Annotated in this window: 18 protein-coding genes; 2 read left to right on the top strand and 16 right to left on the bottom strand. The window is 40.0% G+C overall.

Features of this window, described 5'->3' with window-relative positions; translation table 11 throughout:
- Positions 1-5 precede the first annotated feature (5 nt).
- The 6 genes from OHT75_RS14715 to OHT75_RS14690 form a co-directional block, all read right to left on the bottom strand.
- Entirely contained in the window at positions 6-281 is a 276-nt protein-coding gene (locus OHT75_RS14715) for a hypothetical protein (RefSeq protein WP_264727959.1), read from the bottom strand.
- A complete protein-coding gene (locus tag OHT75_RS14710) occupies positions 278-2,236 on the bottom strand; it encodes a RecQ family ATP-dependent DNA helicase (protein ID WP_264727956.1) in 1,959 nt (652 codons plus the stop codon). The genes OHT75_RS14715 and OHT75_RS14710 overlap by 4 nt, the downstream gene beginning before the upstream one ends.
- A 21-nt stretch (positions 2,237-2,257) precedes the next feature.
- Entirely contained in the window at positions 2,258-2,626 is a 369-nt protein-coding gene (locus OHT75_RS14705) for a hypothetical protein (RefSeq protein ID WP_264727955.1), read from the bottom strand.
- Positions 2,627-2,713: 87 nt separating this feature from the next.
- Complete coding sequence (locus OHT75_RS14700) at positions 2,714-3,484, bottom strand: tRNA-uridine aminocarboxypropyltransferase (protein WP_264727953.1); 771 nt, start codon at positions 3,482-3,484, stop codon at positions 2,714-2,716.
- Positions 3,485-3,553: 69 nt separating this feature from the next.
- Complete coding sequence (gene pssA, locus OHT75_RS14695; RefSeq protein WP_264727951.1) at positions 3,554-4,867, bottom strand: CDP-diacylglycerol--serine O-phosphatidyltransferase; 1,314 nt, start codon at positions 4,865-4,867, stop codon at positions 3,554-3,556.
- 10 nt (positions 4,868-4,877) lie between these two features.
- Entirely contained in the window at positions 4,878-5,210 is a 333-nt protein-coding gene (locus OHT75_RS14690; RefSeq protein ID WP_264727950.1) for a DUF1904 domain-containing protein, read from the bottom strand.
- 232 nt (positions 5,211-5,442) lie between these two features.
- On the opposite strand from OHT75_RS14690, the gene dacB reads away from it, so the two are divergent.
- A complete protein-coding gene (gene dacB / locus OHT75_RS14685) occupies positions 5,443-6,963 on the top strand; it encodes a D-alanyl-D-alanine carboxypeptidase/D-alanyl-D-alanine endopeptidase (protein WP_264727948.1) in 1,521 nt (506 codons plus the stop codon).
- Between the two features lie 283 nt (positions 6,964-7,246).
- Here the strand turns inward: dacB and OHT75_RS14680 are convergent, their stop codons facing one another.
- Entirely contained in the window at positions 7,247-9,001 is a 1,755-nt protein-coding gene (locus tag OHT75_RS14680; protein ID WP_264727946.1) for an acyl-CoA dehydrogenase family protein, read from the bottom strand.
- Between the two features lie 363 nt (positions 9,002-9,364).
- Here OHT75_RS14680 and OHT75_RS14675 point away from each other — a divergent pair, with 363 nt between their 5' ends.
- Positions 9,365-10,216, top strand: coding sequence for a hypothetical protein (locus tag OHT75_RS14675; RefSeq protein ID WP_264727944.1), 852 nt, complete (start codon positions 9,365-9,367; stop codon positions 10,214-10,216).
- Positions 10,217-10,249: 33 nt separating this feature from the next.
- On the opposite strand, the gene OHT75_RS14670 is transcribed toward OHT75_RS14675, so the two are convergent.
- The 9 genes from OHT75_RS14670 to aroA all read right to left on the bottom strand — a co-directional run bounded on the left by OHT75_RS14670 (position 10,250) and on the right by aroA (position 18,368).
- Complete coding sequence (locus tag OHT75_RS14670; RefSeq protein ID WP_264727942.1) at positions 10,250-10,801, bottom strand: DUF2058 domain-containing protein; 552 nt, start codon at positions 10,799-10,801, stop codon at positions 10,250-10,252.
- A 13-nt stretch (positions 10,802-10,814) separates the two neighbouring features.
- The gene (locus OHT75_RS14665) at positions 10,815-11,627 is read right to left on the bottom strand and encodes an SDR family oxidoreductase (protein WP_264727941.1); all 813 of its coding nucleotides are present in this window, start codon (positions 11,625-11,627) and stop codon (positions 10,815-10,817) included.
- A gap of 38 nt (positions 11,628-11,665) precedes the next feature.
- Positions 11,666-12,370: an orotidine-5'-phosphate decarboxylase gene (pyrF, locus tag OHT75_RS14660; RefSeq protein WP_264727939.1), complete on the bottom strand. Its 705-nt coding sequence runs from the start codon at positions 12,368-12,370 to the stop codon at positions 11,666-11,668.
- A 71-nt stretch (positions 12,371-12,441) separates the two neighbouring features.
- On the bottom strand, positions 12,442-13,602 hold the full coding sequence (gene lapB / locus OHT75_RS14655) for a lipopolysaccharide assembly protein LapB (protein WP_264727937.1): 1,161 nt from the start codon (positions 13,600-13,602) through the stop codon (positions 12,442-12,444).
- 2 nt (positions 13,603-13,604) lie between these two features.
- On the bottom strand, positions 13,605-13,913 hold the full coding sequence (locus OHT75_RS14650; protein WP_264727935.1) for a LapA family protein: 309 nt from the start codon (positions 13,911-13,913) through the stop codon (positions 13,605-13,607).
- A 122-nt stretch (positions 13,914-14,035) separates the two neighbouring features.
- Positions 14,036-14,323, bottom strand: coding sequence for an integration host factor subunit beta (gene ihfB, locus OHT75_RS14645; protein WP_264727933.1), 288 nt, complete (start codon positions 14,321-14,323; stop codon positions 14,036-14,038).
- 78 nt (positions 14,324-14,401) lie between these two features.
- A complete protein-coding gene (rpsA, locus tag OHT75_RS14640) occupies positions 14,402-16,069 on the bottom strand; it encodes a 30S ribosomal protein S1 (protein ID WP_188839695.1) in 1,668 nt (555 codons plus the stop codon).
- Positions 16,070-16,205: 136 nt separating this feature from the next.
- Positions 16,206-16,892, bottom strand: coding sequence for a (d)CMP kinase (gene cmk, locus OHT75_RS14635; protein WP_264727930.1), 687 nt, complete (start codon positions 16,890-16,892; stop codon positions 16,206-16,208).
- Positions 16,893-17,075: 183 nt separating this feature from the next.
- Entirely contained in the window at positions 17,076-18,368 is a 1,293-nt protein-coding gene (gene aroA, locus OHT75_RS14630) for a 3-phosphoshikimate 1-carboxyvinyltransferase (protein ID WP_264727928.1), read from the bottom strand.
- Between the last annotated feature and the right edge of the window lie 33 nt (positions 18,369-18,401).

The raw sequence follows: 18,401 nt of genomic DNA, 5'->3' as shown, positions 1-18,401 counted from the left end.
GTTAACTAAAACCGCCTAATACGCACAACCTGCATGGTTTCAACTTTAAAACCCGCTATGGTTTCTTCTCTTGGGTAATAGGTTAAATTGACTTTTTGGCCGGTTAAGTTTTTATATTTTTTATTACGACGATACTTAAACGGCACATCATAACCTTTCACCATCAAGGTTTGTAAAAACCACTCACCCTGCTCACGCTGGGTATGGGATTCAACGGTGACTCCCTCGCTGTGAATTAAATTTGAATGTTTTTTAAGTAGTTCATCACTATCAATAATCATTTATCCTCCAAAGTGTCTATAGCATTAGCGATATCTTGATAACGCCATTCACTTAACGCGCCATGCCCTGCTAAATTTTTAACCTTCAGCCTTGCAAAAATTGGCACACTCATACCGGCTAAAAATTTAATGATTGTGGTATGGCTAAGTATGATATTTTTACTGGCAACATGTTGCTTCAACTCGTCGATATACTGGCTAAGTTGTGTATCATCAATAACTTGACTAATTTGAGTTACGGGTAACTGTGCAGGCCGTCCATCACAGACACTGCAATGCTGGCAATGAATAGGTGCCTGTTTATCATCAAAGTAGTTGGCTAAGTTATTTGATAAACAAGACGTTAGCTCAAAAAAACGTACCAATTGAGCAATCCGTTTTATTTCTTTGGTTTCTTTGTCTTTAAAGTACTGCTGCATTTGTGTCGCGATGGTATGCTGCATAAGGTCTTTCATATTAACATGAAATACCTGAGTCATTTTTTTTGTTTCTAAAATAATCAGATCTTGCTCGGCTAAATATTCCAATGCGGCCACAACTTTAGCACGGGGAGTTTGAGTGGCTTGATGTAGCCCATCAAAATCGAGCTGCCCCCAGATTTTTTTAAACTGGGTATGATCAAAAATATGCTGTAAAAAGTCAGCTCTGGATGCGTTAAAACGGCTAAGTAGTACTGATTTGTCAACTAACAGTTGATACTTAAAATCGGCAAAATAAGCAAAGCGGGGTTCAATGATACCGTGCAATTCTAATTGCACTAATAAGGTTTTTAATGGCAAGGTTTTAATGTTACAGGCTTTTGAGAGTGCTAACTCTTGCATTTCCCAAGTGCCTGTTTTATCTGTTTCCTGCTTAATGATGTTGAGCAATAAGGTAACATCGGCTAAGTCAGGGGTATCCGCATAAACGAAGTTTTCAATGGTGTTTAATCCATCTAAATTGGCTAACGTTATGCAGGTTGATGGCTGACCATCTCGTCCAGCTCTGCCGATTTCTTGGCTGTAATTCTCAATCGACTTAGGTAAATCGTAATGGATAACAAAACGAATATCTGATTTGTCTATTCCCATTCCAAATGCAATAGTCGCCACAATCACTTGCACTTGATTAGACATAAATTGTTGCTGAATTTGTTGTCTTGATTCGGTATCCATTCCTGCATGGTAAGAGGTGGCATTAATGCCCGCTAATTTTAAGTATTGCGCAACATGTTCGGCGGTTTGTTGAAGCGTCACATAAACAATTCCGCTGCCAGTGAGGTGGTTAATATTATTAACTAAGGCCATGTTTTTATCGGCTTGCACCACTGGCTGAATTTGTAGATTAAGGTTGTTACGATAAAAACCCGTTTGGACTACATGTTGCGGCTCAATGGCAAATCGAGCACACATGTCCATCTTAACTTTTTTAGTTGCTGTTGCGGTAAGTAAAAGCACTTGCGGAATAGCGAATATTTGGCAAAGTTGGGGGATTTTTAAATAATCAGGCCTAAAGTTATGGCCCCATTCTGAAATACAATGGGCTTCATCCACCACAAGTTGGGATATCTTGATCTGCGAAAGAAATTGCCTAAATCGCTCATTCTTGAAACGTTCAACAGACACCATTAAAATTTTACAATCGCCTTGTTTGACCGATTGCATTACAGATTGGATTTGTTGTTGATTCAAGCCGGAGTCAATACTCGCAGCATTAATCCCTTTTGATTTTAAAAATAACAACTGGTCATGAATTAACGCGAGCAGTGGAGAAATAACCAAGGTCACATGGGGTAAATTCAACGCACTTAGCTGGTAACACAACGACTTACCTGACCCTGTTGGAAATATTGCTAAGGTTGAATGACCGTCAATCACTTGTTCAATTGTGGCTAACTGACCTTCCCTAAATGATTCAAAACCAAAAAACTGTTGTAATTGAACTAATAAAGTCGCGTGGTTTTGATTTTCGAACATGGGTAATCCTAATGTTATCGTTTATTCTGAAGAAGGAAGTTTCCTCGCAATATACTTATTAATCAGTTCAGTAAGTTTGTCTTCAAAAAATTCTTCAAGTTGGCTAAGTTCTGCATTGCACGCATGCATGTATTTAATTGCTTTGTCTTTAGTCAGAATTTTGCCCGCTAGACTATATTGTGCTTCATCTAAACTTTTATCAAATCTTGGGGTTAGCTGCCACTGACAAATATCAGCATTAAGTGAATGCAATGCCTTCTGGGCAATAAGGCAAAATACTTCAATATGATCAATCCCATCTGGCCCTAAACATCCAGGCTCAAGTCGGTAAAGGATCACCAATTTATGATTAACACGATTTGAACCTTGGTTAGTGGCTCCATCACTCATGGGTTAATTGTCCTTGGAAGAAATTGAAACTTGTTAGCAAACTTTATCTTACTGCGTCTACAGGACAATCGCGAATAAATTAACCCATTATGGCGCATGTTTAGTTGCCTGTAGGGCATTTTTATACTGCATTTCAAACTGAATGATTGGCGTGAGAGTGTCTTTGGCCCGTCTATTTCGGCCTAATAAGGAAGACTCAACAAACAAATCAAACCACTTTTGTAACACGATACCATTTAGGGGTTCTCCTGCAGCCTCGATTGCTAATGCCGCAACTTCCGCTGTACCTAATTGAAATTCATGACTACCTTTACGTAACGCATAAGTTGCCAACATCTCAGGTGCAAAAGATAATACGGGCATTTTTTGTAAGTAAGGACTTTTACGGTACATTTTGATTGCTTCACGCCAACTGCCATCTAACATCACCAATAACGGACGTTTAGTGGATAAATTGTCATGAGTGATCTGGCTAATGACCGTTTGGTCATTTTCAATATATTGCTCAGGAAAAATTAAATAGGGTTGGTAAATATTACTTTCGAGTAAAGCTAGCATTTGTGCAGCAGGTTCGGTTCTATTCCACAAAAATGCATGGGTATCAGGGATCAAATCAGCGATTAACCGCCCAGAGTTAGTGGGTTTGAGTACTTCATCATCGTACATTATCAGCATAAAACTGAGTGAAGAATTAAGTGATTCACGAAGATGGCAGGTACAAAACTGTACACCAAGCAAGCAAAAGTCACAGCGAATGAGTTTTTTACCTCTGGCACCAAAAGGCTTGGTTGAGAGTGATTTTCTGTATTGATATAACTGGTGGACGGCGTGCGGTGATGCTATTGACTTGTCCGTCATAACCTTGGCTCATGTAATGAAAAAATCATCACTGTTAACAGTGATGATTTTAGAAAAATTATTGAGTCATTATAAAATACGTTTAAGCAAAAAGTCTGCTTTTAATCGCCGAATGCGATTCATAATTTTTTGTACTGGTTGAGGATAAGTTCGTAACGAATCTAATTGGCTATAGTGAAATAGCCTTTCGGTATGTTGCAAAATATGCGCTTGTTCATTTGTGAATGACTGTTTCCAACTTCCAGATTCATCGTGTAATAGCAAGCCATTTTCAAGATCCAGTGCCCAAGCTCGTGGGTTTAAATTTGACCCCGTGATCAAGTGTTTTTTGTTATCACAACTTATTCCTTTTAAATGATAGGAATTATGTTCATGTTTCCACAAAAAGATATTAAGTAGCCCCGACTCTATTGCCCATTGTTGACGTTTGGCAAATTTACGTAACGACTGCTCATACATATATGGCAAAGCACCAATAGTTGAAAAATCTTTTTCGGGTGGAATATAGAAGTCATTTGCCGTCTTATCGCCAACAACAATATCGACTTTCACTCCCTCTTTTAACTTTTTGGTGATAACTTTTGATAAAGCTGCCGGAGGATTAAAGTAAGGCGTGCAAATAAAAAGGTGCTTAGTGGCACTATCAACTAGGTCAATTACAGCTTGGTTAAGAGCATTATCTTTTTTACCTAAACCAATCAAAGGCGTAACTCGATTGCCAGTTCGAGTTGAAAGATAGTCATATTTAGCTTGAGACAAACGACCTTTAAAACTGCGAATATCGTTCTTTTCCCCCACCACTTCAGTGTCAGCAGGTTGTGTTAAGGCTGTAACGGCAGGATCATTGATAATAAATTGCTGGATCATACTTCGCATGCTTTTTGCGAGTTCTGCACTTTTGATAACATGGTAACGATCAAAACGATATTTATCGCCCTGTTGCATATAAATATTATTTATACTTGCACCGCTGTAAATCACAGTGTCATCTATAATGAAGCCTTTTAAATGCAGGACGCCCATAAATTCACGCGACTTGACTGGCACGCCTAAAATATCAATGGGATATTCAGCTTCAGCGATGGCTTTACGATATAAAATATAGTTACCACTGTCCCCTTTTTGGCCAATTAATCCACGGCGTGCACGATGATAGTCAACAAGGACTTTTACATCTAACTGCGGATTACACGCTTTAGCATGAAGAAGTGCTTGCAGTACTTCTCTACCCGCTTCGTCATCTTCAAGATACAAAGCTGCGATATAAATGGATGTTTGGGCTGAAGCAATATGGTCCATTAACGTTTTTTTAAAGTTTTCGGGTGTTAACAACCAACTTAATGCATCAGGTGATAGTGAAATTCCACCTAGCTTGTCCAGCAAGGCATCCTCCTTAAAAATGTTTACCATTGCGATAGTAACGTTGACGATCTAATACGTGAAACATAACAGCGATATCATTTAATGAATCGTCCACAGCTGTAAGGGTATCGCGAATAGCGCATTCGACAGCATCTTGAATTGGCTTCTCACGTGGAAACCAAAATATCTCAACCAAAACGAATTTCAAAAAAGGTGTTGTACCGGTAAATTGTTTTGATGCTAATAACTCTAACGTATAACTACTTTTGGTGTTACCGCAGATAATTGATAACTGTTCAAATAGTGAGTTGCTTATGGTCTCGGCAATGTACGGTGTCACTCCGCGTATTGTGATATGAGGCATGTTGCTAACTCGGATGATGAATAAATTGGCATAGAAAGTACCGATATAACATCGAATGAGCAAGAAATTTCTCATCAAACGCATTAAACAAGCCCTTATAACGCTTATTTTATAAGCATTTGTGTCATTGGGTTAAGTAAAAACACATTTAATGTTTATTTGATGCAAAGGATTTCAAAAGAGATCAATATGGCGTAATTTAGTCGCTAAGCCGTTCAAAATTAGTATCTATATGCGTTTAGCTAAAATTAACCGTTTCATATTGCCTTATTTGTTATTCGTCACTGTTTATTCTACGGTGAACCTTGCTCACTCAGAAGAATCATCTATACAGTTACCATCAGAAGATCAACAACATGTCATGGCATTGATGGACTTTATCACGCCTAAACAGTCTTTAGTGGCACTCAGTGTTTGGGACTTAAATGATAATCGAAGTGTGTATCAACAAAACGCCTACGCACTCATGAATCCTGCAAGCATTCAAAAACTACTCACAGCCTTGATCAGTGCAAAACAACTCGGTCAATCTTTTCATTATCAAACCAGTTTATACACTGATAAGCCTTTATCTACTGTGAGTGGCACGTTGAATGATAATGTTTATATTGAATTTTCAGGTGATCCTACCTTAAAACAAAGTGATTTGACCGATTTGATAAACAATTTATCAAAGGCTGGGGTAAAAAAGATTGATGGTAACATTCATATAATCGGCCATCATCAAGATCAACTTCAAGCACCAGGCTGGGTGTGGGATGATTTAGGGATATGTTATGCCGCGCCGCTGTCGAGCTTTATTATTGATAAAAATTGTGTTTTTGCTCGTCTAAGTGCCAATGGTGTTAATAACACGGCAACATTAAAAGTGATGGGGAAAAGACCTATATTTGTTGAAAATGAGGCCGTCTATACACAAACCAAACAAAAAGGAGTTCCGTGTGATCTGCAGCTTTCACGTAAAGACAGTAACCACTTTACAATAAAGGGCTGTTATTCTGGGGCTAAATCACTCCCTCTGGCGATTGCGGTCAGTGAGCCCCAAGGATATGCGGTGAATGTGGTTAAAAGTATTTTTAAAAAGCATAACATCAGCTTTAATGGTCAAATAATTGTTCAAGCAGAATTGCAACGCCCGCAAGCATTCACTCTCATTGCGCGCCACTTATCAGCTCCACTTATCGAATTGATAGATGAGATGTTACTCAAATCAGATAATTTAATGGCAGAGGCTTTACTCCGCACCAGCGCAGAAAAATATGTTAACCAGCCATTAAATTTTAATCAAACCACCAAAGCATTTGTCGCTATGTTACAAGAGTTTGGCATCGATTTAACAACTGCCAATGTGGCTGATGGCTCAGGTTTATCACGCTATAATTTATTAGCCGCTGAACACGTAATGTCGGTATTAAAAGTAATTGCAACGGATCCAAATTATCATTATCTGCTCGATAGCTTACCTGTTGCCGGTAAAAGCGGCACATTAAGATACAAGCGATATTTTAATAAGCCACCATTAAAAAATAAGGTGATGGCGAAAACGGGCAGTATGTTGGGCGTCGCAAATTTGGCGGGGCAATTTATTGCGTCAAATGGCAAAACATATTTATTTGTGTTGATTGAAAATGGTTTAAGTCCACAAATTAAGCGTAAACAAAAAGCCCCATTTTCGGCGGTATTATTACAAGGTTTAATGGATATGCCATTAGTGAAGCAACCACAAGTGTTGATTGACCCTTTATCTGAATAAGCATCAAATCATGATAAGTGTTGAATAAGTGAGTTTTAACATATTCATATTCATTTATTTCAAATAAAACTGGTACAAGGTGTATCTAATTGGGTATTGCTCTAACGTCGTCTTCACACATCTTTGAGGCCGATGGCAAGTCAATTTATCGCAGTTAACATTACAAAGCGCAATTTGTGCTGCATAGATAATCAAAAGCTGAGCTTCATGACTCCTAGACAACAAAAAAGCATCTTAACGGTGCTTTTTTGTTTTAAATAATAGAAAGTTAGACAAATAAATTTTAAAACATTTCCGCTGGCATCTGCATAATCGATGTATCACCATTATTAACTTGCGCTAAATGATAATCAGCTTTAATGAGTAATTTGTTAATATAAAATTCAGACAAATAACGCTTTTGCATGGCAAACTGAGGATCCGCATGATCGGTAGATTTATCTGCCATCATTAACCAGAAGTAACCATATAAGGTGTAACCAAAAGCATCTAAAAAGTCTACCGCTGAAGCATTGATCAATGCAGGCTGAGTGCCTTTATTATCATTAATGTAGGTTGCAGTGGTTAAAAGTGCATTAAATCTTGTCGTAACCTGATTTACATGCTCATCAGAAACATGAGTCAAGGCTTTGAGTGTCTCTATGGATTCATTAACGAATAACGTCAGTGTCTCTACGTTATCTCCCGTGACTTTACGTCCTAAAAAGTCAATGGCTTGAATACCATTTGTACCTTCATAAATCTGCGCAATACGTGTGTCACGAACAAACTGCTCTATCCCCGTCTCACGAATATATCCATGTCCACCAAATACTTGCTGAGCCATGATTGTGGCGTCTAATCCTCTATCGGTTAAAAATGCCTTAGCAACCGGGGTTAACAATCCAACATATTGTGCAGCTTTAGTTTTAACATCGCCTTGTGCGTATTTTGCTAAATCTAATTGTTTACCTGTTAATACCGATAACGCTCTACCAGCTTCTGTCATGGCTCTAATGGTTAACAGCATGCGTCTCACGTCACCATGTACAATGATAGGATCTGACACGCCTGTAGGTTTCGCTCCTGCGGCAACACCTTGTAAACGCTCTTTAGCATATTCGCTGGCCATTTGATAAGCCGCTTGAGCATTACCTAGACCCTGAATACCAATGGCTAATCGTTCGTAATTCATCATGGTAAACATACAAACTAAACCACGTTCAGGCTCGCCAACTAAATAGCCAATTGCATTATCGTAATTCATCACGCAGGTAGCCGAGGCTTTTAAGCCCATCTTGTGTTCTATTGAACCTACAGTCACACCATTTGACTCACCCAGACTGCCATCTTTGTTTACTTTGATTTTCGGCACTAGGAACAGTGAAATGCCCTTGGAATCAGGCAGTTTAGCGAGCACAAGGTGAATGACATTTTCGGTTAAATCTTGATCACCCCCTGTAATAAAGATCTTGTTACCGGTAATGGCATAGCTTCCATCATCTAGCGGAACAGCTTTGGTGCGAATACCACGCAGATCAGAGCCTGCATGGGGTTCGGTCATGTCCATTGCTCCAGCCCACTGACCAGAGTATAGATTTGGTAAATAGGTGTTTTTTAATTCTTCATTAGCATGGGCATTGATACAGAGTGCAGCGCCGGCCGTCAGCGAGCTGTAAAGGACGAATGAATTACAAGCGCTGTAGCCCATTTCATCGACTAGAATACCAAGCATCTTGGGCATTCCCATACCGCCAAATTCAGCATCTCCGCATAGGCCTACCCAGCCACCTTCAGAGAACTGGTTATAAACTTCTTTAAACCCATCAGGTGTAATGATGTTATCACCCTCATGCACTACGCCCTGCTCGTCGCCGATTCTGTTCAAAGGATGAATAAGATCACGGCTGATTTTGCTAGCTTCGTCTAAAATAGCAAGCGCGGTATCAATATCGACCATTTCGGATAATTCTGGCAATTGTTGCCACGTATTTGTTGCCTCAAATACGTCTTCTAACAAAAATTGCATGTCCTTTAGCGGCGCTTGGTATGGGTTCATATCAGTCTCTCAAACGAATAATTTAAACGGTTGTTTAAATTTATAGAAATTAAGCGACGAATACAAGAACAAACTCGGCAAAAATCGTTACTAAGCACATTTTTTTATTTATGGATTATTTTGGCCTGTTTAGCATCTCAAGCTTGCATTGGTAACGACTTGCGAATGGGGGGCCAGATAAATTTAAATGCATCTATGTAAATAAACCGTGGCGAGGTATCAATCAAATTACCACCTTTACACCTGTTGAACTCGAATAAGTTTCAACCAACAAACTGCAACAAGCCTAAGAGGCCTTATTTGGGCTTAATCTAGTTTATTTTTTAAGTTAGAATATGCCCATTAATCGGATTTATAGTAACCATGATGTCTTTAGCAGCGCTATACCATTCTCTTGAACAAGCCACCATTATTGGTAATGCTGATGGTGAATGGCTGCCCTCTAGCGAAGGTGCGACCATTACATTTAACGCCACGGTACATACTGACACAATTAATATTTGTAATGGCCCATATGCTGGTGTGAGCGAAGCCTTTAAAGTTGAAAGAAGTACGAATGATAAAGCCTTTGTCGAGATACTCACCACTGTGGCGCAAAGCTTAGTCAATCGAATTGATTGCTGGCCATCATCAGGACTCACCACTGCGGTGACGTTGGCAATGATTTCGAAACAAGTTTCCTTAATGCGGATGTCATTGCTGCCCTCATTGCAACGTACCGAGCAAATGAGCGCTGCTGATACATTACCCTGTATGGTACATAATTGGCTTGGCGAGCGAAGAGTCGCTATGGGTATTGCTCTTAGTCACCCGCATTTATATTGGCCAGAGTTATATATAGCACCAAGGGTGTCACAAGAGCGTTCTGAACCATTCATTGACGATCCTTTTAGCATCCTATTGGGTTTACCACATGAAACAATCGACGGAACAGGATTTTCAAGCTTGAAAATTCAAACTCAGCGACCAAATGACTATGAAGATCAGTTAAACATCTTAAATGTATTGGCGTCGCTTGATATTCAATTTTGGTTGGCATTTGCAACCCAAGAAAAATTACTAAAGTGTGAAAGTTTGTTTTATAACCAAAAACCGGAGGTTCAACAATCAAACTGGTTTTTGCTCGATTTGAATGCTTCGCAATATCTCGATCCCATTCGACATCAGCTTGCCTATTGTCAGCAAGTTTTAGCACTACAACACATCAAAGCATAAAAAAACCTCACTATGTGAGGTTAAATAAATTGATTACCACATTAAATCATCTGGAATTGCATAATCAGCATAAGGGTCATCTGCATCGCTAACCTGCTCTAGTGCATTTTTAGCCGTTTCATCCCAAAGGTAGCCACACCATTGAGGCACTAAAAGCTTAACTCTAACAGCAAGTTTATGTGGTACTAAATAGCTTTTGTCTTCGTAACGTATGATCCCTAAAGATCCATTCAGCAGTTGTGCTTGAATTTTATCGTTTACATAAACAGAATAAATTTTGTTGTCTAACGTATAGTTAAACTTCGTTTCTGCATCTTTAGGTAGCGTAATTGCAAAACGGGTAAATTCGGTAATTAACCCCTTTACTTGGCCTTTTTCGCTGGCCTCTTTAAAACGCTGTTCATTTAACTGCTTGTCTTTAATGGCTTGCTGTAATTTTTGCTCAGCAATTTGTTGCTTTAATGCAGCACTGCCATCATCAACGTTCGCTTTTTTGTCTCTACGTTGTTGTGTTCTCGCATTTTTAACTTTTTGTTTGCTGGCTAAACCGGCTTTAAGTAACTGTTCTTGTAATGCATTTGCCATGGTAAATCCTTAATTATAAACCTTGTTTTACAGCCATACTGCCTAATTCTGTCATCGCGATGCTGGCGCCACCCAAAGACCATCCGCCATCGACGGGTAAAATCACACCTGTGATATAAGCTGCCATATCCGAAGCTAAAAACAATGCCGCATTTGCGATATCTTGTTTCTGTCCATTTCGTTGTAAAGGCACGCTAGAAGCCACTTTTTGCTGCAAAGCTTCACTGGGAGCTAAACGATTAAAACCTTCAGTGTCAGCGATAGGGCCCGGCACAATAGAGTTAATTCTAACGCCTTCTAATCCCCATTCAATTGCCAATGTTCTGGTTAACATATCAACCCCTGCTTTAGCGGCACAAACATGCGCTTGAAGTGGCATTGCAATATAGGCTTGCGGGGCAGAAATTTGAATAATAGAAGCATTGGGGCGCTGTAATAAAGGATATGCTTGCTTCAACACTTGAAAACTACCAAGTAAATCGATGTCTATAACAGATTTAAAGCCATTATTTGAAAGTTTGGCCGCACTGGCAGGAAAATTACCTGCTGCACCACTAACAAGGACATTTATATGGCCAAATGATTTTGCAATAACGTCAAAACCCTGTGTTAGAGCATCCTGATCACGTACATCAAAACTCACACCAAGGTGATTGCCGTTTGGATTCGTTTTATTTAATAATGCAACCGCAGCATTCACTTTGTCGATATTTCGACTTGCTACGGCCACATTAGCGCCCGCGCTCGCAAAACTCACTGCAATTTGTAAATTAATACCTGAGGTACCACCGACAACGACAACGTTTTGGTTAGTATAATCAAACATATTTATTCCTTATAAAAGTGCAGTGAGGTTGAATACAGCTAAATTTGTGTTTGCAACGATTGGTGAATTGCAGTTAAAGCTGCGAGTGGATCAACAGCTTTGGTAATAGGTCTGCCAATGACTAAATAATCTGAACCTACCGCTATCGCTTGTGGCGGCGTCATAATGCGATGCTGATCGCCCGCGTCACTCCCCGCAGGTCGTATACCTGGCGTCACTAATTTAAAGTGCTCTCCAAAAGTAGATTTCAACAATTTGGCTTCTTGAGCGGAACACACCACCCCATCTAACTCTGCTTGATGTGTCAGTTTAGCTAAGCGAAGTACATGTTCAAATGCGGGTACATTAATACCAAGTAATGCTAAGTCTTCATCTGACATTGACGTTAACACGGTTACGGCGATGAGTAACGGCGCCTCTTTACCATATGGCAATAGCGCATTTTTAGCAGCTTGCATCATAGCCAAACCGCCACTAGCATGAACGTTCGTCATCCACACACCTAAATCTGCTGCCGCACTCACTGCTTTGGCTACCGTGTTAGGGATATCATGAAATTTTAAATCTAAAAACAAATCAAAATGACGATTATGAATATCCTTAACTAATGTTGGTCCGAACAGAGTAAACATCTCTTTGCCAATCTTTAAACGACACATGGCAGGATCGAGTTTATCTATAAGCGTTAAGGCATCAGCTTTGTTGTCGTAATCTAATGCCACAACAATCGGTTTGTCAGTCATACTGTCTCCAACTTAAACATTTAGTGCTTTGAAATAATATTGATTAATGTTCTTTCTGCACGAGAAGTAAATCACTCCCCGTCTAACCCTTTTATACGTTTTATACTGCCCCACTGTTTACATGACGGACAATGCCAATATAAAGCATGGGCAGGAAAGCCACATTCGTGGCAACGATAACTAGGGCGAAATTTAATTTGTTGTTCTACAAGCTTTTCAAGCATAGCTAAACTTTGCTTAGCTTTACCATTTTCAGCTTGTTGTATATGGAGTTTCATTAAATGCTGAAACCCTTTCATTGTTGGGTGGCGATATAAATTATCCAGCATCATAGCTTCAGCTTTTTCACTGTTATCTTTGCTGATTTGATGCTCCGCTAATGCAATAGCAACAGTAGCGCCAGCACCTTTTGTTAATGCTTCGCTAAGCAGTTGCTCATACCCATCACAATCTGATGTTTGACGGTAAACCTGTTTAGCGATATTGATGCTGTCGGGGAAAAGCGCAAGATCAGCGTCTAATAATTGTCCCAGTGCCAGTTTGCATTCTTTAAATAAAAGGCTATCGAGATAAATTTTAGCCAAGGCTAACCAAGCACGCCCACATTTTTCATCTTGTTTTATGGCAGATTGTAATTTTTGAATTTTAACCTGAGTGTCAGATGCTTCATCTGCTAGCTGACAATAGAAGTGCGCTATGGTGCATTTAAATACTTGTTGACGTTTCTTTGGCAGTTTTTTGGTGACATTTATGGCGTTTTGCCATTCTTTAGTGACTTGATAAATTGAAATCAGTTGTGACTCAGCTTCTTCACTGTGTTCTTCTTGATTAACTAGGTTGAGAAATATTTCTTCAGCACGATCGTAAAAACCGGCTGCCATATAATCTTTACCTAACTCCATCATCGCAATATCGCGCTGTTCAGTGGTCAAGTGTGGCCTTGCTATCAAATTTTGATGGATACGTATCGAGCGGTCAACTTCACCACGTTTACGAAATAGTGAGCCTAATGACAGATGCGTATCTATGGTGTCATCATCAACATCTAACATACTGATAAAAAGATCGACTGCTTTATCTGATTCATTAGAAAGCAAAAAATTTAAACCCGTAAAATAATCACGGCTTAATTTTTTACTTTTTTGACTATCGCGCTGCAGAATACTTCTGCGCCCCATATACCAGCCGTAGCCAGCTGCGATAGGCAATAATAAGAACAGAATTTCAAGCATATTTAAGGTACGATTTCCACATGGGGTTGTACTGCTACTGTTTTGTTATTTTCAGCGGCATTTTGCGTTAATTTCGCAAGATTTTTATTGGCCTTACGCAAAGCAAGTTTCATTCGCATAATATAAAAACTGGCAAGTAACCAACTCAACACAAAACCGGTTAAAAACACCACGGCTAACACCACGGGTAAACGATACTGACCTTCGGCAATAAAGTAGCTTAATGTCACTACCTGTTCATTTTTAGCACCGAACAACAACGCTAAGATAAACAAAAGCCCTACAATAATAATTGCGAAAAAAGACTTCACGCGATTCTCCATTTGAACAAAGCAATAAAATGATTATCTAAGATATTTACTGCGCTGACCAGCTTTGACTTTGAATAGATACAAAAAAGCCTCCAAATGGAGGCTTTTTACTCAAGCGTTAATCATTGATTAACAGCATCGACACGTTCGCGCAGTTCTTTACCCGGCTTAAAGTGCGGTACATATTTACCATCCAATTCAACTGAGGTTCCAGTTTTAGGATTACGGCCAACACGTGGTGCACGATAGTGAAGTGAAAAGCTACCAAATCCACGGATCTCAATGCGATCACCGCCTTCTAATGTTGTTGCCATTTGCTCCAACATTTCTTTGATAACGCTTTCAACTTCTTTCGCCGACAGTTGCGACTGCCTGGTGGCGAGTTTTTCGATAAGTTCAGATTTTGTCATCCTAGCTATCCCCTATTTACAAGCCAAACACAGTCGCCTAATGGGGAGGGATACTCCCCATACAACAGGCGATTTCGATTACTTACGAGCTGCTTTGAAAGCTTCAGCCATTGCGTTGCTGATTACAGCATCGTCTTGCTTGTTCAATGTTGCGATCGCTTCTTTCTGTTCAGCTTCATCTTTCGCTTTGATAGATAAGCTGATAGAACGGTTCTTACGATCTACACCCATGAACTTAGCTTCGATTGCATCACCTACTGAGTATACTGTAGATGCATCTTCGATGCGCTCTGCAGAAATGTCAGCAACACGGATATAACCTTCAACAGTTTCAGCTAGTTCAACTGTAACACCTTTAGCGTCAACAGCAGCAACGGTACCGTGTACTACGGTGCCTTTCTTCTTGTCAGCTAAATATGCGTTGAATGGATCATCTTCAGTTTGCTTAACACCTAGGCTGATACGTTCACGCTCTGGGTCTACTGAAAGAACTACAGCGTGGATTTCATCGCCTTTCTTGTATTCAGAAACTGCGTCTTCGCCAGTACCGTTCCAAGAAATGTCAGATAAGTGAACAAGACCATCGATTCCGCCGTCAAGACCAATGAAGATACCGAAGTCAGTAATTGACTTGATCTTACCTGATACTTTGTCGCCTTTGTTAAACTTAGTAGCGAAGTCATCCCATGGGTTAACTTTACACTGTTTTAAGCCTAAAGAAATACGACGACGCTCTTCGTCGATGTCTAGAACTAACACTTCAACTTCATCACCTAAGTTAACAACTTTAGATGGGTGAATGTTCTTGTTAGTCCAATCCATTTCAGAAACGTGTACTAAACCTTCAACGCCTTCTTCGATTTCCACGAAACAGCCGTAGTCAGTTAAGTTAGTTACGCGACCAGTTAAACGTGTGTTTTCTGGGTAGCGCTTGCTGATTTCTAACCATGGATCTTCGCCAAGTTGCTTAAGACCTAGTGATACGCGAGTACGTTCACGGTCATACTTAAGTACTTTAACGTTAATTTCGTCACCAACATTAACGATTTCAGATGGGTGCTTAACACGTTTCCATGCCATATCAGTGATATGTAATAGACCGTCAACACCACCTAAATCTACGAATGCACCGTAGTCAGTAAGGTTCTTAACGATACCTTTAACTGCTTGGCCTTCTTGTAGATTTTCAAGAAGTGCATCACGCTCAGCACTGCTTTCTGATTCGATAACAGCACGACGAGAAACAACAACGTTGTTGCGCTTCTGGTCTAGCTTGATAACTTTGAATTCTAATTCTTTGTACTCTAAGTGAGCGGTGTCGCGAACTGGGCGCACGTCAACTAGAGAACCTGGTAAGAAGGCACGGATACCGTTTAATTCAACAGTGAAACCACCTTTAACTTTACCATTGATGATACCGATTACAGTTTCAGCATCTTCGTACGCTTTTTCTAGAACGATCCAAGCTTCATGACGCTTAGCTTTTTCGCGAGATAATTGAGTCTCACCAAAGCCATCTTCAACAGAGTCAAGCGCTACATCAACTTCATCACCAACTTGAATTTCTAAAACGCCTTGTGCGTTTTTGAATTCGTCAGCAGAAATTGGGCTTTCAGACTTAAGGCCTGCGTCAACAAGTACCATACCGTTTTCGATGGCAACAACAGTACCACGAACGATAGAACCTGGACGGAACTCAAGAGTTTGAAGGGATTGTTCAAATAGATCAGCAAAAGATTCAGTCATGTTTTAAGTTACTTTATGTAATAAACCACCATCCATCCTAGATGTGGAGTCTAGTAATATTATCCACGTCATCCATAACGTGAATACCTACAGTTAGTTTAGCTTAAATAACTAATAAAGTTACTATAAATCTTAACTAGCCTGTAATTTTTTTGTTTACATGCTCTAATACAAGAGCCAGTACGCCTTCAATTGAGATGCCACTCGTATCGATAACTAATGCATCTTCTGCTGGCACTAAAGGTGAGGCTGAACGATTGATATCACGTTCATCCCGCTCAATAATTTCAGCTAAAAGGCGGTCGATTTTAACATCGAAGCCCTTGTCCTGCAACTGATTAAAGCGTCTTTGTGCTCGCTCTTGAGCTGAAGCAGTTAAGAAAATTTTTGCCGGTGCTTGAGGAAACACGACAGTTCCCATGTCACGGCCATCAGCCACTAATCCAGGCATTGCCGAGAATGCACGTTGACGGCGTAATAATGCTTCACGTACCCGTGGTAATGCGGCCACTTTAGATGCCGCATCTGAGCACTCTTGACTGCGAATTGTCGTGGTGACATCTTCGCCTTCAAGTACCACTTTAATGGCATTACTATCAGTATTAGTTAAAAACTGTACATCTAAATGAGCGGCCATCAAAGTCAATGCTTCTTCATTACTCAATTCTATATGATGATGAATCGCCGCAAGGGCAAGCACACGATAAATCGCCCCGCTATCTAATAGATGCCATCCTAAATGTTTGGATAATAACTGACATATCGTCCCTTTCCCTGCACCGCTAGGTCCATCCACAGTTACGATTGGAGCCCGTTCAGTCATAAATTCCTCCGAAAAACATCATCCATGATTATAAAAAGTTTTACCCAAAATTAAGCGGCGGTATTGTATCCTAATTCTTAGTAAAAAGCCTTTGCTAAGCTAAAAATTTACTGAAAAGCAGACGAGACTGGCAAAATTAAATGACAATCTCGTTTGCTTAAATAGGTTTATAGCTGAGTTTACTTAATTAATAGAATGAGTTGATAAACGTTGAAACTCATCAAAATACGTTGGGAATGTTTTTGAAGTACAATCTGGATCGTTAATGGTTATACCGCAATCTGCAAATGCAACTAATGAAAAACACATTGCCATTCTGTGATCATTATAAGTATCAATCGCAGCGGTATTGATTGTTTCAGGCGGCGTGATAGTGATGTAATCGCGGCCTTCTTCTACAGTAGCACCGACCTTGCGCAATTCAGTCGCCATGGCGGCTAATCGATCGGTTTCTTTAATTCGCCAGTTATAAATATTACGTAAAGATGTAGTGCCTTTGGCAAACAATGCTGCTGTTGCGATGGTCATTGCGGCGTCAGGAATGTGATTCATATCCATATCAATGGCTGTTAACGACGACTGTCTTGCGATAATAAAATCATCTCCCCATTCTATTTCTGCCCCCATCGCCGCAAGTGCATCAGCAAACTTTACATCACCTTGAATACTGAGTTTACCCACGCCTGTCACTTTCACTTCTCCGCCACAAATGGCACCAGCAGCAAGAAAGTAAGACGCAGAAGAGGCATCGCCTTCAACCAACACTTTGCCAGGGGAAACATATTCCTGACCGGATACAATTTCAAAGCGAGCATAGTTATGGTTAATCACTTCAACACCAAACTGCTTCATTAATGCAATTGTAATATCAATATAAGGTTTAGAAACAAGTTCACCTTTGATAACAATATTAACGGTGTCTTTTGCTAAAGGTGCCACCATCAATAACGCGGTTAAAAATTGGCTTGATAAATCACCGGCAATTTCAACATCCCCTCCATTTAAACCGGTAGCATTAATGGTTAATGGTGGAAAACCTGGATTTTTAAGATAAGTGATGGCCGCACCTAGTTGTTGCAGTGCATCAACCAAATCGCCAATTGGTCGCTCTTCCATTCGAGGTTCACCGGTTAAAGTAAACTGGCCTTGGCCTAGGGTTAACGCCGCACACAATGGGCGCATTGCGGTACCCGCATTACCTAGAAAAAGCGTTTGCGGCGTGACTGAGTTCAATACACCAGCAAGACCTTGTACTTGGCAAACGGTATTATTTTCGCTGAGTTCAAATTTGACACCTAGCTGTTTAAGCGAGGCCAACATATATCGAATATCGTCAGAATCGAGCAAGTTTGTCAGCGTAGTTGTGCCTCTTGCCAAAGTCGCGAGCAACAATGCTCGGTTGGAGATACTTTTTGAACCTGGAATATTAATTTCGCCATTCATCTTCGCGATAGGCTCTAAACGCAGTTGCTTCATGTATGTCTTCTTCTATCTATTAATTAAATTCAG

It is taken from the genome of Shewanella subflava (assembly GCF_025971955.1).
In the GTDB taxonomy this organism is placed as follows: Bacteria; Pseudomonadota; Gammaproteobacteria; order Enterobacterales; family Shewanellaceae; genus Shewanella; species Shewanella subflava.
This window is presented reverse-complemented; position numbering and strand designations above follow the sequence as displayed.

What these genes read in the sequence shown, in the direction of transcription:
- OHT75_RS14715 (WP_264727959.1), bottom strand. Translation starts at nt 281, where the DNA reads ATGATTATTGATAGTGATGAACTACTTAAAAAACATTCAAATTTAATT.
- OHT75_RS14710 (WP_264727956.1), bottom strand. Translation starts at nt 2,236, where the DNA reads ATGTTCGAAAATCAAAACCACGCGACTTTATTAGTTCAATTACAACAG.
- OHT75_RS14705 (WP_264727955.1), bottom strand. Translation starts at nt 2,626, where the DNA reads ATGAGTGATGGAGCCACTAACCAAGGTTCAAATCGTGTTAATCATAAA.
- OHT75_RS14700 (WP_264727953.1), bottom strand. Translation starts at nt 3,484, where the DNA reads ATGACGGACAAGTCAATAGCATCACCGCACGCCGTCCACCAGTTATAT.
- OHT75_RS14690 (WP_264727950.1), bottom strand. Translation starts at nt 5,210, where the DNA reads ATGCCTCATATCACAATACGCGGAGTGACACCGTACATTGCCGAGACC.
- dacB (WP_264727948.1), top strand. Translation starts at nt 5,443, where the DNA reads ATGCGTTTAGCTAAAATTAACCGTTTCATATTGCCTTATTTGTTATTC.
- OHT75_RS14680 (WP_264727946.1), bottom strand. Translation starts at nt 9,001, where the DNA reads ATGAACCCATACCAAGCGCCGCTAAAGGACATGCAATTTTTGTTAGAA.
- OHT75_RS14675 (WP_264727944.1), top strand. Translation starts at nt 9,365, where the DNA reads ATGATGTCTTTAGCAGCGCTATACCATTCTCTTGAACAAGCCACCATT.
- OHT75_RS14670 (WP_264727942.1), bottom strand. Translation starts at nt 10,801, where the DNA reads ATGGCAAATGCATTACAAGAACAGTTACTTAAAGCCGGTTTAGCCAGC.
- OHT75_RS14665 (WP_264727941.1), bottom strand. Translation starts at nt 11,627, where the DNA reads ATGTTTGATTATACTAACCAAAACGTTGTCGTTGTCGGTGGTACCTCA.
- pyrF (WP_264727939.1), bottom strand. Translation starts at nt 12,370, where the DNA reads ATGACTGACAAACCGATTGTTGTGGCATTAGATTACGACAACAAAGCT.
- lapB (WP_264727937.1), bottom strand. Translation starts at nt 13,602, where the DNA reads ATGCTTGAAATTCTGTTCTTATTATTGCCTATCGCAGCTGGCTACGGC.
- ihfB (WP_264727933.1), bottom strand. Translation starts at nt 14,323, where the DNA reads ATGACAAAATCTGAACTTATCGAAAAACTCGCCACCAGGCAGTCGCAA.
- rpsA (WP_188839695.1), bottom strand. Translation starts at nt 16,069, where the DNA reads ATGACTGAATCTTTTGCTGATCTATTTGAACAATCCCTTCAAACTCTT.
- cmk (WP_264727930.1), bottom strand. Translation starts at nt 16,892, where the DNA reads ATGACTGAACGGGCTCCAATCGTAACTGTGGATGGACCTAGCGGTGCA.
- aroA (WP_264727928.1), bottom strand. Translation starts at nt 18,368, where the DNA reads ATGAAGCAACTGCGTTTAGAGCCTATCGCGAAGATGAATGGCGAAATT.